At 70.0% G+C, this 15,505-nt stretch carries 12 protein-coding genes; 3 read left to right on the top strand and 9 right to left on the bottom strand.

The window, feature by feature from the left end; all coding sequences use genetic code 11:
* Position 1 precedes the first annotated feature (1 nt).
* Both PKF00_RS13480 and PKF00_RS13475 read right to left on the bottom strand, forming a co-directional pair.
* Complete coding sequence (locus tag PKF00_RS13480) at positions 2-1,564, bottom strand: ABC transporter substrate-binding protein (RefSeq protein WP_271217795.1); 1,563 nt, start codon at positions 1,562-1,564, stop codon at positions 2-4.
* A gap of 131 nt (positions 1,565-1,695) precedes the next feature.
* Complete coding sequence (locus PKF00_RS13475; protein WP_271217794.1) at positions 1,696-3,216, bottom strand: serine hydrolase domain-containing protein; 1,521 nt, start codon at positions 3,214-3,216, stop codon at positions 1,696-1,698.
* Between the two features lie 677 nt (positions 3,217-3,893).
* Between PKF00_RS13475 and helR the strand changes: the two genes are divergently transcribed.
* Together helR and PKF00_RS13465 are read left to right on the top strand one after the other, a co-directional pair.
* Positions 3,894-6,041, top strand: coding sequence for an RNA polymerase recycling motor ATPase HelR (gene helR / locus PKF00_RS13470; protein WP_271217793.1), 2,148 nt, complete (start codon positions 3,894-3,896; stop codon positions 6,039-6,041).
* Positions 6,042-6,200: 159 nt separating this feature from the next.
* The gene (locus PKF00_RS13465) at positions 6,201-6,707 is read left to right on the top strand and encodes a nuclear transport factor 2 family protein (RefSeq protein ID WP_271217792.1); all 507 of its coding nucleotides are present in this window, start codon (positions 6,201-6,203) and stop codon (positions 6,705-6,707) included.
* A gap of 106 nt (positions 6,708-6,813) precedes the next feature.
* Here PKF00_RS13465 and PKF00_RS13460 read toward each other — a convergent pair whose 3' ends face one another.
* Complete coding sequence (locus PKF00_RS13460) at positions 6,814-7,440, bottom strand: transcriptional regulator (RefSeq protein ID WP_271217791.1); 627 nt, start codon at positions 7,438-7,440, stop codon at positions 6,814-6,816.
* Between the two features lie 180 nt (positions 7,441-7,620).
* Here PKF00_RS13460 and PKF00_RS13455 point away from each other — a divergent pair, with 180 nt between their 5' ends.
* Complete coding sequence (locus PKF00_RS13455; RefSeq protein WP_271217790.1) at positions 7,621-7,857, top strand: hypothetical protein; 237 nt, start codon at positions 7,621-7,623, stop codon at positions 7,855-7,857.
* Positions 7,858-7,908: 51 nt separating this feature from the next.
* On the opposite strand, the gene recD2 is transcribed toward PKF00_RS13455, so the two are convergent.
* From recD2 to PKF00_RS13425, 6 genes are all read right to left on the bottom strand, one after another.
* Positions 7,909-10,128 (bottom strand): SF1B family DNA helicase RecD2, encoded by a 2,220-nt coding sequence (gene recD2 / locus PKF00_RS13450; RefSeq protein WP_271217789.1) that lies wholly within the window; start codon positions 10,126-10,128, stop codon positions 7,909-7,911.
* A gap of 79 nt (positions 10,129-10,207) precedes the next feature.
* The gene (locus PKF00_RS13445) at positions 10,208-10,918 is read right to left on the bottom strand and encodes a hypothetical protein (protein ID WP_271217788.1); all 711 of its coding nucleotides are present in this window, start codon (positions 10,916-10,918) and stop codon (positions 10,208-10,210) included.
* A 375-nt stretch (positions 10,919-11,293) separates the two neighbouring features.
* Positions 11,294-12,499, bottom strand: a complete 1,206-nt coding sequence (locus PKF00_RS13440; RefSeq protein WP_271217787.1) for an MFS transporter — start codon at positions 12,497-12,499, stop codon at positions 11,294-11,296.
* Positions 12,500-12,540: 41 nt separating this feature from the next.
* Positions 12,541-13,311: a thioesterase II family protein gene (locus PKF00_RS13435; RefSeq protein WP_271217786.1), complete on the bottom strand. Its 771-nt coding sequence runs from the start codon at positions 13,309-13,311 to the stop codon at positions 12,541-12,543.
* Between the two features lie 13 nt (positions 13,312-13,324).
* Complete coding sequence (locus PKF00_RS13430; RefSeq protein ID WP_271217785.1) at positions 13,325-15,076, bottom strand: non-ribosomal peptide synthetase; 1,752 nt, start codon at positions 15,074-15,076, stop codon at positions 13,325-13,327.
* Position 15,077: 1 nt separating this feature from the next.
* Positions 15,078-15,428, bottom strand: a complete 351-nt coding sequence (locus PKF00_RS13425; RefSeq protein WP_271217784.1) for a hypothetical protein — start codon at positions 15,426-15,428, stop codon at positions 15,078-15,080.
* Positions 15,429-15,505: the final 77 nt, after the last annotated feature.

The raw sequence follows: 15,505 nt of genomic DNA, 5'->3' as shown, positions 1-15,505 counted from the left end.
GTCAGCTTCCCGCGGGACGGGTGATGGTGAAGAAGCTGGGGGTCCAGGTGCCCACGGAGGCGGTGAAGCCGTCGCGCAGCGCTATGGCGCTGCTGCTGTGGAACAGCGGGATGTACGGCACCTGCTCGGCGATCTCGGTGAGCAGGGCGGTCACCTGCTTCTTCCGGTCGTCCCCGGTGGCCGAGGCGAGCGTGTCGAGCCGCGCGTCCACCTCGGCGGAGCCGTACCCGGAGAAGTTGAAGCCCTGCGGCTCCGCGGCGCCGCGGCTGATCATGTCGGGCAGGACCTCGACCGGCTCCGGGGTTCCGTAGGTGAGGTTGGCGTACTGGACGCTCAGCCGGTCGTGCTCCATCACCCTGGCCCTGTACTTGTCGGCCGGGTTCGGCTCCAGGTTCAGCGTGATGCCGATCTTCGCGAGGTCGGCGGCGACGGCCTGCATGACGGTCGCGCCGTCCGTGCCGGACGCGTACGGCACGGACATCGTGAACCCGTCCGGATAGGCCGACTTGGCCAGCTCGGCCTTGGCGGCGGCCAGGTCGAACGGATGGTCGGGGAAGTCCGGGACGTCGTCACCGTAGAGGGCGGTGATCTGCGGCAGGGGCAGCATCGTCTTCGCGAGGCTGCCGCGTCCCCCGGTCATCAGGTCGCTCAGGGCCTTGCGGTTGATGGCGTGCGCGATGGCCCGCCGTACGTGCACGTCCTTGAGCGGCCCGTTGCCGACGGCCAGCGCCAGGTAGGCGATGTTGTTGGCCGGGTAGAAGGTGGTGGTGACACCCGGCAGGCCCGTCCACTTGCGGGCCTCGCGGGGGGTCAGGATGTCGGTCCCGTCGACCTCACCCGACCTGACGGCCATCCTGAGCGTCTCGGCGTCGAGGATGGTCTTGATCTCGACCCGGCGCAGCGCGGGCTTTGGCCCCCAGTAGGCGTCGTTGCGTTCCAGCACGGTCCCTGAGGTGAGGGAGAACTTCACGACCTTGAAGGGGCCTGAGCCCAGCGTGCCGACCTCGGGGCTGCCCAGGTCCTTGGGGTGGGCCTCGCCCAGCTTGCGCGGCACGACCTGCCAGGCGATGGCCGAGACGGCGAGGAAGGCCGGGTTGGGCCGGGTCAGGGTGACCTTGACCTTGTCGGCGCCGACGGCCTCGGCCTTCTTGACGGTGGTGAAGTAGCTGGCCGCCTGGGAGGTGACGGCGGGGTCCAGGTGGCGGCTCAGGGAGTATGCGGCGTCGTCGGCGGTGAGCGGGGTGCCGTCGGTGAACTTCACGCCCTTGCGCAGGGTGAACTCGTAGCTGTCGGGGGTCGGCTGGGTCCACGACGTGGCGAGACCGGGGGCGGGCACCCCCTTGGCGTCGAGGGTGACCATGGTGTCCAGCACCGCGAGCTGGATGGTGGTGGAGGCGGTGTCGAAGCCGTGGGCGATGTCCAGGCTGTTCGGCGCGACGCCGAACGCCCAGACCAGCGTGTCACGGTCCGCGCCCGACCCGCCTTTCTGGGCGGATCCGGCGCAGGCCGCGACGGGCAGGAGGAGCAGGGCGACCACAGCGGCCCTGATGGTCGGTGATTTCATGGTGACCACCTCGGGAGGAGAGCAAGATAGTGGGACGCTAGAAGCCGTTCGCTCCGTGTTCACTGACCCCGCAGCCAAAGCCTGCGGTCCCGCCCTCGTCCTACAGGCCAACACGGGCCGGTGGTCGTCTGTCAGCCCGCGCCCCCGGGACGCCCGGTGAAGCGCATCCGGCGCAGCCCGCCCCCGCTGAGCAGCAGATCGCCGTCGTCCGGCCTGAGAGCGTACGGCCCCGCCCGCCACGTCCCGGCGGGGGCGGGGGCGGTGGGCAGCCGCAGGTCGGGCCCGACGGCCAGCACGCCGTCCCGCACCGTGGCCCGCACGTCCAGTTCCCCGCTGTGGTAATCGCCGTCGGGCAGGGCGTCGGTGCCCGGCGGGTCGCACGGCAGGTAGACGATCGGAGGCATGGGCCGTCGCATGAGGCCCAGCAGCAGCCGATCGTCCTCGCGGGCCAGCCAGAGCCCTTCGGCGACGCCCGTGCCGTGCCACCGGCCTTCCGCTCCGGGGACGAACTCGACGGCCATGCCGTGCAGCTCCACCCCTATCCTGCCGTTCGAGGCCGCCTGCGCCGTGAGGGTGTCGTCCGTGGCCGCGTTGTGCCAGTGTCCGGCGAACGCCTGGACCGTCGCCTCGTCCGGGGCGAACGAGGCGGCGGCGGGCTGCTCGCCGAGCAGGGCGCCGACCAGGCGCTCGCTCAACGCGACCGGGTCGATCGCGCTCTGGTTGGACAGCACGGCGACGCCGACGCCGGGATCCGGCAGGTAGAGCAGGTTGGAGCGGTAACCGTGCATGCCTCCGGCGTGCCCGTAGGCGGTACGGCCCGCCACCTGCATGTGGCAGATGCCGAAGGCGTACGCCAGGACGGTGCCGTCGGTCAGCACGGCCCGTTCCAGCAGCGCCTCCCGCAGGTCGGCGCCGAGGACCCGCCCGTCGGCCAGGAAACCGAACCAGGGGGCCAGGTCCTCCACGCTGGTCACCAGGCCTCCGTCGCCGACCGCGCTCTCCTGGGTGTCGGCCCGCCGGGGGTCTCCGTCGGCGTTGGCGTAGCCGTAGGCCAGCCTGGGCAGCGGCAGTGACGCGTCGTCCCGGAACAGGCTGTCGTCCATGCCGAGCGGGGTGAGAATCCGCTCACGGGCGAACTCGGCGAACGACTGCCCGGTGACCTCGGCGACCACGACGGCGGCCAGGATGTAGCCGGTGTTGGAATAGCTGAAGTCGGTGCCCGGCGGGAAGGTCGTCTCGCGGATCCCCTGGAGGATCCCGAGCAGCCGCTCCTGGCTCATCTCGGCCAGCGGCACCCCGGTGAGGGGATACAGCGCGTACCACTCCGGCAGCCCGCCGGTGTGCTGCAGACACTGCCGCACTGTGACGGGGACGGTGAGGTTCAGACCCGGCACGTGCGCGCGGACGTCGTCGTCCAGGCTGAGCCTGCCCTCCCTGGCCAGCAGCAGGACGCACGCGGCGGTGAACTGCTTGCTGATCGAGGCGATGTCGAAGCGCGTGCGGGCGTCGATCGGGACGCCGAACTCCACACAGGCCACGCCCTGGGCGGTGGTGAGCAGCGTGGCGCCGTCGGTGTAGACCCCCACCGCGAAGCCGGGCTCGCCGGGCTCGACCAGGGTGGAAATCTCGTGTTTTACCAGCTCAAGATCCATGCCCTTAGTATCACGACGCGGTCGGGCGAACCTTTTGGCCGCTGACGCAAAGTTGGCGGCGCCGATTTGGCGTCCGGAACGACGGACGCCCGGCGGTCTCAGGCGGCGTTCAGCGCTCCCAGGCGGCGTCCGGTGCGGCGATGAGCTTTTCGACGCGGGCACAGCGTGGTGGGCGGCGCGCCGCCGCTTCGCGAGGAGGGGGTCCGTCCACATCGGACGATGAAGGAAGAGGAGAGCACTCGCTCCTTTCCGTTCTCAACGTATAGCGCACCGGGGGGCTTGCCACAAGACCCGGGTCGTGCCGCAGAATCATCGGCCGAGGCCAGAGCCTGAGGAAACGGGGGACGCGAAGTGCGTGTGGTGTTGTCGGAGTATGACTCGCGCGGGGACATCGAACCGCTGGAGGGGACTCGCGGTACGGTTGCGGGCATTGCGGGACCTGGACGCCCCGAGCGTGAACGGGCTGTTCGGCGCGGTGCTCAACACCCGCCGGGCGTCGATCGGCCTGCCACCGGTGGACGACGTCCGCGACCACGCCTTCACCGGCCAGCCGTGGCCGGCGCGATCCGCGCCGACGGGGCGACGGTGGCCGCGAAGCCGCCGCCCGTGTCCGCGTGAACCACGCGGATCGTCGAGCCGGGAAAGTGCCTCGCCCACCTCAGATCGGAGCCGATGACGTGAACCCCCTGACCACCAGTGCGTTTGATCTTCCCGCCCACCTCTCCCCCAAGGCCGACCCGACGCTGATCGCCGGTGACGAGCAGCACTTCGCGGCCATCGCGGAGAGCCTCGAGCAGTCGATCGCCGCCCTGTCCGACCGCCTCGACGCCGAGCGCAGGACGCCCGGCGGCAAAGGCCGGCAGGCGATGGACCGGGACTTGGAGATCCACCGGCTGACCGCTCGGCTGCGCGCGCTGCGCCGCTTCGGTTTGGACCTGTGCCTCGGGCACATGGTCAGCGCGGACGGCTCCGAGCCCGTGTACGTCGGACGGCTCGGTCTTACGGACAGCGAGGGCCGTCGGCTGCTGCTCGACTGGCGCTCCCCCGCGGCTGAGCCGTTCTTCGGAGCCACCCACGCCAACCCGATGGGGCTGGTGAGCCGCCGCAGGTATCGCTGGACCCGCGGCCGGATCAGTGACTACTGGGACGAGGTGTTCACCTCGGACGGGCTTGTCGGGCACGCCGCGCTCGACGACCAGTCCGCCTTCATCGCCAGCCTGGGCGGCAACCGGTCGGCACGGATGCGAGACGTGCTCGGCACCATCCAGGCCGACCAGGACGCCATCATCCGCGCGGGATCCGGCGGCGCTCTCGTCGTCGACGGCGGCCCGGGCACGGGCAAGACCGTCGTCGCCCTGCACCGCTCCGCCTATCTCGTCTACTCCGACCCTCGCCTCGGTCACCGCCGGGGCGGTGTGCTGTTCGTCGGTCCGCACCAGCCCTACCTGGCCTACGTCGCCGACGTCCTCCCCAGCCTCGGCGAGGAGGGCGTGCAGACCTGCACCCTGCGGGACCTCGTCGCCGAGGGAGCCACGGCGGCGGTCGAGGCCGACCCGGACGTGGCTCGCCTGAAGTCGTCCGCGAACCTGGTGAAGGCGATCGAGCCGGCCGTCAGGTTCTACGAGAACCCGCCCACCAAGGGAATGACGGTCACGACCCACTGGTCCGACATCTGGCTGAGCACCGACGATTGGGCCGAGGCGTTCGAAGCGCCGGATCCCGGTACTCCGCACAACGACGCGCGCGGTCAGATCTGGGAGGAACTGCTCACGATCCTGGTGGACAAGCACGACGGCGACGCCTCGCCTGACCTGCTCCGCAGGTCGCTGCTGCAGAACAGGGAGCTGCTCACGACCTTCAACCGCGCGTGGCCGCTGATCGAAGCCGCCGACCTCGTCGGAGACCTGTGGTCGGTACCCGCCTACCTGCGCAAGTGCGCTCCCTGGCTCAGCCCCGACGAGGTTCGGCAGTTGCAGCGCGAGGACGCCCAGGCCTGGACGGTGTCCGACCTGCCACTCCTGGACGCGGCACGGCAGCGGCTCGGCGACCCGGAGGCGTCACGGCGTGAACGTCGGCACAACGCCGCTGTCGCCGCCGAACGCGAGCGCATGGCCAGGGTCGTCGACAACCTGCTCGAGGCCGATGACGACGGTGAAGGTGTGGTGACGATGCTGCACGGACAGGACATACGGGACGCCCTGGTCGACGACACCGCGTCGCCCGGCATCGAACCGGACCGGCTCGCCGGCCCGTTCGCGCACATCGTCGTGGACGAGGCGCAGGAGCTGACCGACGCGGAATGGCAGATGCTGCTGCTCCGGTGCCCGTCCCGGAGCTTCACCATCGTCGGGGACCGCGCCCAGGCCAGGCACGGGTTCACGGAGTCGTGGCAGGAACGGCTCGAGCGGATCGGGCTCGACCGGATCAACCTGGCCTCCCTGACCATCAACTACCGGACGCCGGAGGCAATCATGGCGGAAGCCGAGCCGGTCATCCGGGCCGTGCTTCCGGACGCCAACGTGCCCACCTCCATCCGCAGCGGCGACGTCCCCGTCGTACACGGATCCGCTTCGGAGCTGCGCTCGATCCTCGACACCTGGCTCGCCGCGCACGCCGAGGGGATCGCCTGCGTCATCGGTGATCCCACGTTCCGGGCGACGTCCCGCGTCCGGTCGCTGACCCCGGAGCTGGCGAAGGGGCTCGAGTTCGACCTGGTCGTCCTCGTCGATCCGGAGGCGTTCGGCCAGGGCGTCGAAGGAGCGGTCGACCGTTATGTCGCGATGACCCGAGCGACCCAGCGACTCGTCATCCTCACGAGCTCCTGACATCGACCGATACCTCGAGCGACGTCGATCCCGCCGTCGCTCCTCCGCATCGTTAATCCAGGCTTCACGACCCTTGCGCAGGACCGCGTTGATCCGTCCTGGCCCCTGCTCGAGAGTGGAACCGCTCGAACACCCCTCTGACCTGCACGGGAGCAGTCAATGTTCGTCATTGATGAGTTCGCGGTCTCCGTTCCGTCCGCTGACACGACCGCGGTCGTCCGGGAGCTGCGGGACCGCGCCGAGATCCTGGACGCGCTGTACCGGTTCGGCCTGGGCCAGGACCTGAAGAACCGGGAACTGTTCGCCTCGGCGTTCACGGCCGACGCCGAGCTGGACTTCCGCCCCGCCGCCGCCAAGTGGGGCGGACGGCCGCCCCTGATGGTCGGGCGGGACACCATCGTCACCACCATCCTGACGATGTTCGCCGACCGGGTGGACACCACCCACCAGGTCACCAATCCCCGTGTCGCCGTCGACGGCGACACCGCGCGGCTGACCGCCCTGGTCGAGGCCCAGCATCTGCTCACCGCCGACCACGGCGCCTTCGCCCTGCTGAAGAACCCCTACGACGTCGAGCTGGTCCGCGACGGGGAGCGCTGGGTCATCCACCGCATGCGCATCGACAACGCCTGGTACACCGGCGACCCCACCGCCGTCTTCGGCTGACGATCACCTCTCGGACGACCCCGGCGGTCTGTCGCCGTCGAGGCGGCGCGGCCCCCTGCCGTGCGTGCCGGGGGCCGGAGCCGTCACGCGCCTCGCGCCGCCCGGCTCACCGCCGGGGAATGCCGAGCGTGGCGAGCAGATCCTCGTGAAGCTGGAACCACACGACGTGGTAGGACGAGAGGTTGTCGGTCACGTACTCCAGCTCGCCGGCTTCGGCGCGGGTGATCGCGCCGGTGAGCCGATCCTGATAGCGCTTGAATCGGCCCAGCGCCGTCGCGAGCTCCGCACAGACGACGTTCGCGCGCTCGTTGAAGTCGACGAGCCGGCCCAGCACCCGCGAATCGTACTCACGATCGGAGTGGTCGTTCAGGGTCACGGCTCCGTCGACCCGACGCATCTGCCACGCAGTGCAGAGGTCGAGCAATTCCGGGTTGAGCACCATGAATTTGTCGAAGGCCGCGACAAGGTCAGAACGGGTACCGGCTTTCTCCAGAGCCGCGGAGCTCCGCTCGGCATCCGCCGCGCGGCCCGCGTCGGTGAGACCCCATCCACCGAAATCGCCTGGAATCTTTGTGACGAGGCCGTCCACCGCGAGATCGATCAGCTCGGACTCGACGTCGGACTCGGAAATCCCGGTCGCCTCTGAGACACGTGTGCTGGAGGTGAACCCGATGCACCGCAGGGCATGAAGCACCAGGAAGTTCGCGCTGTCAAAATGGAAGGGGGCCGCCATGTCGACATGCTACACATCCCCCGCCGGCCGTCCGGTTGCACACGGAGCCGGGCACGCCCCCTTCACCGCCATCCCCTGCTGGGCGAGCGGAGCGGAGGCCGCCCGGCGGGACAGGAAGGGCTGCCGCACGCATAAGCAACCCATGTTGACAGCATTGTCGCAGCAACTACGCTTGCCCGTATGGCGACGATCGAACCATCCCCGCTTGGCGGCCCCGCCGACGGCCTCGCGGCCGTCACAGCGCTGCGGCGGCTCGCGGACCAGCTGGAGGACGCCGAAGTCGAGCGCGCGATGCGCGAGGGATGGTCGTGGTCCCAGGTGGCCGAGGCTCTCGGGGTCACCCGTCAGGCGGTGCACAAGAAGCATCTGAAGCGGCTCGTCGTCGCCGGCGTCGTCCTCAGGAGACGCAGCGGCTGACGCGAGACCCTCTCCGGGGGCACACGCGCCGCGACCGGCGTTCCTGCCTCGTCACGGCGAGCGCAGCCGGTGAGTGAGGCTGGTGTGGCGGCGTCCCGCGCCCCGCGTCCGCACCGCCTGCGCGAGCGCCCGGCGCGACCCCACGATGACGACGAGCTTCTTGGCCCGGGTGATCGCGGTGTAGAGCAGGTTGCGCTGCAGCATCATCCAGGCACTGGTGGCCAGCGGAATGACCACCGCGGGATACTCACTGCCCTGGGAACGGTGGATCGACACCGCGTAGGCGTGGGCCAGCTCGTCGAGCTCGTCGAAGGCGTACTCGACGTTCTCGTCCTCGTCGGTCAGCACGGTCAGCTTGTGGTCGTCGGGCTTGATGTCGACCACCATGCCGACGGTGCCGTTGAACACCCCCGCCGCGCCCTTGTCGTAGTTGTTGCGCAGCTGGGTGACCTTGTCGCCCACCCGGAAGACGCGCCCGCCGTAGCGGCGCTCCGGCATGCCCTCCCGCGAGGGGGTCAGCGCCTCCTGCAGCGCGGTGTTGAGGTTGCCCGCCCCCGCCGCGCCCCGGTGCATCGGCACCAGCACCTGCACGTCCCGGCGTGGGTTGAGGCCGAACTTGCGCGGGATCCGGTTGGCCACCACGTCCACGGTCAGCGCCGCGATCTCCTCCGGCTCGTCGCACGGGAACAGGAAGAAGTCCGTCATGCCCTCGAGCGCCGGAGGCAGGCCGGTGTTGACCCGGTGGGCGTTGGTGACCACACCCGACTCCTGCGCCTGGCGGAAGATGTGCGTCAGCCGCACCCGGGGAATCTCCTCCTCCGCGGCCAGCAGGTCACGCAGCACCTCGCCCGCGCCGACCGAGGGCAGCTGGTCGACGTCGCCGACGAACAGCAGGTGCGTGCCCGGGGCCACGGCCTTGACCAGCTTGTTGGCCAGCAGCAGGTCCAGCATCGAGGACTCGTCGACCACCACCAGGTCGGCGTCGAGGGGGTTGTCGCGGTCGAAGGTGGCGTCCCCGCCGGGGCGCAGCTGCAGCAGCCGGTGCACGGTGGTCGCCTCGTGGCCGGTCAGCTCGGCGAGCCTCTTGGCCGCCCTGCCCGTGGGCGCGGCCAGGATCACCTTGGCCTTCTTCGCCCTGGCCAGGGTGACGATGGAGCGCACGGTGAAGCTCTTGCCGCAGCCGGGGCCCCCGGTCAGCACCGCGACCTTCTCGCTCAGCGCCAGCCGTACGGCCTGGGCCTGCTCGGCGGCGAGCTCGGCGTTGGTCTGCTTGCGCAGCCACTCCAGCGCCACGTCCCAGTCGACGTCCCTGAAGGCGCCGAGCCGGTCGTGTTCCGAGCGCAGCAGCCCGCGCAGCGATCCGGCCAGCGACAGCTCGGCGCGGTGGAAGGGGACCAGGTAGACCGCGGGAACGGCGCCGTCGCCGACGGGCACCTCCTCGCGGACGACCCCCTCCTCCTCGACGAGCTCCTCCAGGCACTGGACGGTCAGCTCGGCCGGGACCTCCAGGATCTTCACCGCGTCGCCGACGAGGTTGGGCGCGGGAAGGTAGCAGTGGCCGTCGTCCGCGGCCTGGGAGAGGGTGTAGCGCAGGCCCGCCTTGACCCGTTCGGGGCTGTCGTGCGGGATGCCGACGGCCTGGGCGATGGTGTCGGCGGTCTTGAAGCCGATGCCCCACACGTCGTCGGCCAGCCGGTACGGCTCGCTCTTGACCACCGTGATGGAGGCGTCGCCGTACTGTTTGAAGATCCGCACCGCGATGGAGGTGGACACGCCGACCCCCTGAAGAAAGATCATCACTTCTTTGATGACCTTCTGCTCCTCCCAGGCGACGGCGATCATCTTCGTCCGCTTCGGGCCGAGCCCGGGGACCTCGACCAGCCGCTCGGGGACGGTCTCGATGATCTCCAGGGTGTCCACGCCGAAGTGGTCGACGATCCGCTCGGCCATCTTCGGCCCGATGCCCTTGATCAGCCCGGACCCCAGGTAACGCTGGATGCCCTGCACGGTCGCGGGCAGCACCGTGGTGTAGGACCACACCTCGAACTGCTTGCCGTAGCGCGGATGGGAGGTCCACCGCCCGGTCAGCCGCAGCGACTCGCCCGGCTGGGCGCCGAGCAGCGGCCCGACCACGGTCAGCAGCTCACTGCCCGAACGCTCCGTGGCCACCCTGGCGATGGTGTAACCGGTCTCCTCGTTGGCATAGGTGATCCGCTCGAGTACGGCCTCGAGAACAGCACCGGGAGCGCGCTCTGCCGGAGGGGTGGTCATGCCGGATATTCTGCCGCAGCCGAGCGACGTTTCGCCTCCGGTGGGCGCGCCCGCGTCACGCTCCGTCGAAACGGGCCGCTCAGGTGGGCTGGGTCGTCCTGGCGATCTGGTCGAACAACGCCTGCTGGCCGTCCCTGTCGGTGCTGAGCGTGACGATGCAGGTCTTGCCCGGAGACTGCACGTAGTACTGGGTGCCTCTGATCTCGATCCCGTGGGACGGCAGCCGGTACACCACCCGCACCGCCTTGCCGCCGTTGTCGATCGGCACCTCCCCCGCCTCGTTGACCTTGGCACCGAGCTGCTCCAGCTGTCCCTTGACGTCGGCGATCAACTGGTCGGCGGGGGGTGGGGAACCCGCGTCGTCCTGGCAGAAGCCGTTGAGGTTGGTGGCGAACTTGTTGGGCGAGCTCTCGGCCGACGCCTGGTCCGAGGCCCAGATCGCCCTGTTGGCCACCAGCGCCCGCAGGCTCCGCCTGGCCTGCTCGAGCGCCTCACCCGACAGGCCGGTCTGTTTCAGGGTCTGGTCGAGGTCGTCCTTGGTGAGGTCGAGTGCGAGCCACTTCTGGGGCACGGCGACGGTGAGCCCGTTGGCGTCGCTGCCGACCCGTTTGAAACCGGCGGGCACGGCGGCCTTCGTCGGCGTGCCGGTCGACGTCGCGGTCGGTGTTCCCGCAGGTGTCCCCGGCGAGGTTCCCGCGGGCGTCTCGGTGGCCGGCGCCCCGACCATGCCGACGGACGCGATGTTTCCGCAGGCCGTGGCCAGTGCCAGGCACAGCGCGCTTGCGGTCATGATGTGGTGTCTGCTCCGCACCGGACTTCCCCTTTTTTCCACGGCCCCCGAGGCCCCGTACGCGATGTGAGCCGCCGAACCCGCGAGCCGGGCGGGTGGCGACGGCCCCGTCGTGCCGTGGCCGTCGCCACCCGCCCGACAGCACGTGTCGGACTGATCACGAAGAGTGATGACTCTTCGCGATCGCGAGTCACATGACTGGTCATGCCCAGTACGGCGTCGCATCAGCCGATCTTCGGGCGATCCGGTTCCCCGAGGCTCGCCCAGGACGTGACGGGGTCAGGCTGCGTTCGTACCCGGAGATCACCGGCGATGAGTTGATCCGGTGTTTCACACCGACGGCGCGGGAGGCGCGTCCTCCTCGGGCCGGTGGCCTCAGCCGGGCGTGCGTGGGCGGATCGCGTCGCGCAGGAGGAGTGTGGTGATCACGCTGCTCACCCCGGTCAGGGCGATCGCGAAGCCGACCGGGAGGAATTCCGCGAACACGCCGAAGACCAGGGGCCCGACCCCCTGGATGGTCATGGTGGTGGTGTTGAGCAGTGCGAAACCCTGTCCCTGGAGGTCGGACGGGACCGCCTCCAGGAAGCGTCGCTGCAGGCCGAGCAGGTAGGCGGAGCCCATGCCGGTGATCACGTACACTGCGGCGATCGCCGGATACGGCAGGTCCAGGACGAGCGTGATCGTGGGCGCGCCCATGACCAGCAGCAGCGGCAGGACGAGTCGTTCTCGGATGGCGGGCGCGAACGCTCGCCCAACCACGACGTCGCCGATGAGCATGCCGACTGACGCGGCTGCCAGCAGGAGGCCGGTCTCCGTTGGGCCGAACGCACGCTGCGCGGAGTACGGGATGAGCAGGCTTCCCGCTGCGGCCAAGTACGCGGCGGGCAGGCACTGGACCATGATCAGCTTGGCGACCCCGGGGGCGGCGATGAGCGCGGCGTTACCTCGCAAGGTCTTACGCACGATCGACCCGCCCGCGCGGACCACCTCGGCGCGCGACAGGAACAGGCGGCTGATCACCAACGCGAGCAGGTGCGTCCCTGCGGTGACCAGCATCGTCCGCTCCACGCCCAGCCACGCGATCAGCGCCCCACCGGCGGCCATGCCCACCAACTGCGCCGCAACCGCGACGAGGTAGGACAGCGAACGCCCAAGCACGTAGGTGTCGCCGGTGAGGACCTCCGCCAGGACTCGGCCCGCGGCCCCGGTGGTGACCGGTGTCAGGCAGGCCACGGCCGCGACGAGGAGCAGGCTGACCGCGACCGGGAGGTGTCCGAACGCGAGCAGCAGCCCGACCGCGCACTGGAGAGTGTAGCCCGTGGTGATGAGGGTCCGCGGTGAGAACCGGTCCGCCATCGCGGCAAGGAACAGGCCGCCTGCGGCTTGGGGAAGGAAGCCGACCGTGAACGCCATCGCCGTCAGCAACGGAGAGTTGGTCTGGCTGAACACCAGCACCGCCAGCGCGACGGACCGCAGCGTGTCCGACATGACACCAAGCAGCCGACCCGCGAACAGGGCACGGAACTGTGTGACCGCGAACACCTGGCCGTAGGTGGCCTTCGTCGTGAACGTATCGGTCATGGACTGGGGTGCTCCCGAAACCTTCTTGGGCCGGACCGCGTCTACCGGTTGATCGCGGTGATGTGGATTGGCAGGGTCCGCCACACCTCAGGCGTGTAGAAGTGACTACCGGGCAGGGAATCGTGCCGGTACGGCCCCAACGCCAACTCTCGCCACTGGGCGGGCGCGTCCGCTTCGATCGCCTCGTCGTCGGCGCCGGCGAGGAACTGCAGCGGCATGGTGACCCCCGCGGCACCGTTGTAGCGGAACGTGTCCCGCACGGCGATGTCTGCGCGCATGATCTCCACCGCCATCTCCAGCAGGTCCGGATCGTCCAGCACGTAATCGGCCAGCAGCCCGTGGGTGCGCATCCAGGTCAGCAACTCCTCGTCGGTATCCTGTCGCGCCGGAAGCATGTCCCGGGGGGTGAGCCCGCGCGCCGGGGCGTTGCACGAGGACACGACCAGAGCGTCGGGCACCGACGCGCTCCGGGCCTGCAACCTGGTCGCCACCTCAAAGGCCATCCACCCGCCCATGCTGTGCCCGAACAGGACGTATGGCCGGTCACCGACCGCCGAGACCACTGTCCGGGTGGCATCCTCGGCCAACTCGTCCCAGGTCGTGGCGAACTCCTCCAGGAAGCGGCCCTCACGGCCGGCGTAACAGACCAGCGCGAGGTCGACTCCCGGCGGTACCACCTCGGCCCAGGGCTGGTACGGCCCGGTCCCGCCGCCGCAGAATCCCAGGCACACCAGCGTGGTGATCGCGTCGTCGAGCTGCTTCGGGCGGATCACCGCGGTGTCCTGACGAGCCGGGCCCAATCGGTTCGACATCCGCCGTCCTCCTCTATCGACCGGCCGTATGCGTCACGTCGGCGTGGACCGAGCGGACGAACTCAGCGAAGTCCCGCAGCACCGGCCGCCGGTACACGTCCCGGACCGACAGCGCGAGACCGAGCGCGTTCTTGACGCGGGCGACGACCCGGATGGCCATCAACGAGTGGGCGCCCAGCGCGAAGAAGTCGTCGTCGGCGAACACCTGGTCCTTGCCGAGGACCTCCGCCCACACGGAGGCGACGAGTTCCTCGAACTCCCCTTCCGGCGGCGGCCCGTCGCGCTCTGCGGCGGCGCGATCGGGGTCCGGGAGGGCTGAGTGGTCGACCTTCCCGTTGACGGTCAAAGGGAACGCGTCGATCCGGATGAACCGGGCCGGGACCATGTGGGCCGGGAGCCGCGCGGCCACGTGGTCACGGAGGTCGTCGAGATCCTGAGCGCCCACGCAGTATGCCACCAGATCCCCCGCGAGACCCTCGATTCGCCGCACCACCACGACCGCCGAGCACCCGTCGCGGTAGCCCGCGATGGCCGCTTCGATCTCACCGAGCTCCACACGGATGCCGCGCACCTTGACCTGCCGGTCGACCCGCCCGACGAACTCCAGCGTGCCGTCCGCCCGCCACCGGGCCTTGTCACCGGTGCGGTACATTCGCCGCCCGCCACCGGCGAACGGATCGGCCACGAACCGTTCCGCGGTGAGACCCGAGCGGTTCACGTAACCGCGCGCGACCCCTCGGCCGGAGATGTAGACCTCACCTGTGACACCCTCCGACACTTTCGCCAACCGGTCGTCCAGCACATAGAGGTCGACACCGGGCAGCGGTCGCCCGATGTGCGGCTCCGGACCCTTGATCGACCCAACGGTGGAGTCCACGGTGCACTCGGTCGGTCCGTACAGGTTGAACGCCTCTACGCGGCCCGCCCGCCCGGCCTCGTCGAGTCGTCGCCACATGGCTGCGGGCACGGGTTCGCCCCCCAGGAACAGGCGGAGCGTACCTTCCGGGGCCACCTGCTCCACCACCTCCCAATGTGAGGGGGTGGCGTCGATGTCGGTGACCGCGTACTCGACCAGCGCCGCGGCGAGCCGGGCGGGGTCGCGCCGCTGGTCCTCGTCGATGACGACGACGGTGTCGCCGCGGCACACCCGGGCCCACTGCTGGACCGAGGCGTCGAACGACACGCTGGCGTTACAGCCGACGACGCTGTTCCCGTCCGGGTATGAACCGATCGTCTCCAGTGCGTGCACCAGAAACGCCACCCCGCCCCGGGTCGCGACCACTCCCTTCGGCACGCCGGTCGAACCCGAGGTGTAGATGACGTAGGCGGCGTCAGCGGGGCTCACGTCCACCGGCGCGACCGCGGTCCCCGCCGCGCTCGGCGCGACCACCTCGGCGCCTGCGAGCCGGTTCAGCCGGTTGTCCGCCGCGATCACCAGCCGCAGGCCCGAGTCACGGGCCATGAAGGCGAGACGGTCGTCGGGGTACGCCGGGTCGAGCGGGACGTACGCCCCGCCTGCACTCCAAACCGCCAGCAGCGCGACCACGAGGTCCGCGCCCCGTTCCAGGCACACTCCGACCGGGTCACCGCGGCGCACGCCACGAGCGCGGAGAGCCCCGGCCAGGACGCTGACCCGCGCGTCGAGGTCGGCGAAAGTGATGGCCGTTCCAGCCGCCCGGACGGCGAGCCGGTCCGGTGCGGCAGCCACCGCTCGCCGGAACCGTGCCAGGAGATCCCCGTCCTGTGTGACGAGATTCGTGGTCATCTCAGACGAACCTCGCCTCAGCTGACACGGTTGGGTCGCAGTCCCGCGCCGACACCGGATCGCCCATGGCGACGACGATTCGCCGCTCACCCCTGAAAGGTTCCCGGCCATGTGCGGCCAGGATGTCGTCGACGATGTGCGGGTGGGTGATCACAGAGGAGCGCATGCGCCGCGCCAGACGGTCCGGGACGTCGTGAAGCACCGCCCGGCAGTCTGCGACCGGCGTCACGCCGCCCTCGGCCGGCGCGTGGGAGAGGGTGGGCAAGTCAGGGGTGACCACCATGGGTGGCGCTCCGGCCTCGAGCCGGATGTCAAGTTGATTTGTGGCCCCGTAATCGACGGGCTTCCGCATCTAATGCCACACCTTTCCGGAGAGCGAAAAAGTCAGGTGTTTTTGGAGGTGAAATTGAGGGACGCGTCGAGGTCGCG

The sequence above is a fragment of the Streptosporangium carneum genome, assembly GCF_027922005.1.
In the GTDB taxonomy this organism is placed as follows: domain Bacteria; phylum Actinomycetota; class Actinomycetes; order Streptosporangiales; family Streptosporangiaceae; genus Streptosporangium; species Streptosporangium carneum.
The sequence above is the reverse complement of the archived record's forward strand: the minus strand, read 5'-3'. Positions and strand labels throughout refer to the sequence as shown.

Coding starts and splice junctions, on each gene's coding strand:
- PKF00_RS13440 (WP_271217787.1), bottom strand. CDS start 12,499: ATGACCGATACGTTCACGACGAAGGCCACCTACGGCCAGGTGTTCGCG.
- recD2 (WP_271217789.1), bottom strand. CDS start 10,128: ATGACCACCCCTCCGGCAGAGCGCGCTCCCGGTGCTGTTCTCGAGGCC.
- PKF00_RS13455 (WP_271217790.1), top strand. CDS start 7,621: ATGGCGACGATCGAACCATCCCCGCTTGGCGGCCCCGCCGACGGCCTC.
- PKF00_RS13425 (WP_271217784.1), bottom strand. CDS start 15,428: ATGCGGAAGCCCGTCGATTACGGGGCCACAAATCAACTTGACATCCGG.
- PKF00_RS13435 (WP_271217786.1), bottom strand. CDS start 13,311: ATGTCGAACCGATTGGGCCCGGCTCGTCAGGACACCGCGGTGATCCGC.
- PKF00_RS13465 (WP_271217792.1), top strand. CDS start 6,201: ATGTTCGTCATTGATGAGTTCGCGGTCTCCGTTCCGTCCGCTGACACG.
- PKF00_RS13480 (WP_271217795.1), bottom strand. CDS start 1,564: ATGAAATCACCGACCATCAGGGCCGCTGTGGTCGCCCTGCTCCTCCTG.
- PKF00_RS13445 (WP_271217788.1), bottom strand. CDS start 10,918: ATGACCGCAAGCGCGCTGTGCCTGGCACTGGCCACGGCCTGCGGAAAC.
- PKF00_RS13475 (WP_271217794.1), bottom strand. CDS start 3,216: ATGGATCTTGAGCTGGTAAAACACGAGATTTCCACCCTGGTCGAGCCC.
- PKF00_RS13430 (WP_271217785.1), bottom strand. CDS start 15,076: ATGACCACGAATCTCGTCACACAGGACGGGGATCTCCTGGCACGGTTC.
- PKF00_RS13460 (WP_271217791.1), bottom strand. CDS start 7,440: ATGGCGGCCCCCTTCCATTTTGACAGCGCGAACTTCCTGGTGCTTCAT.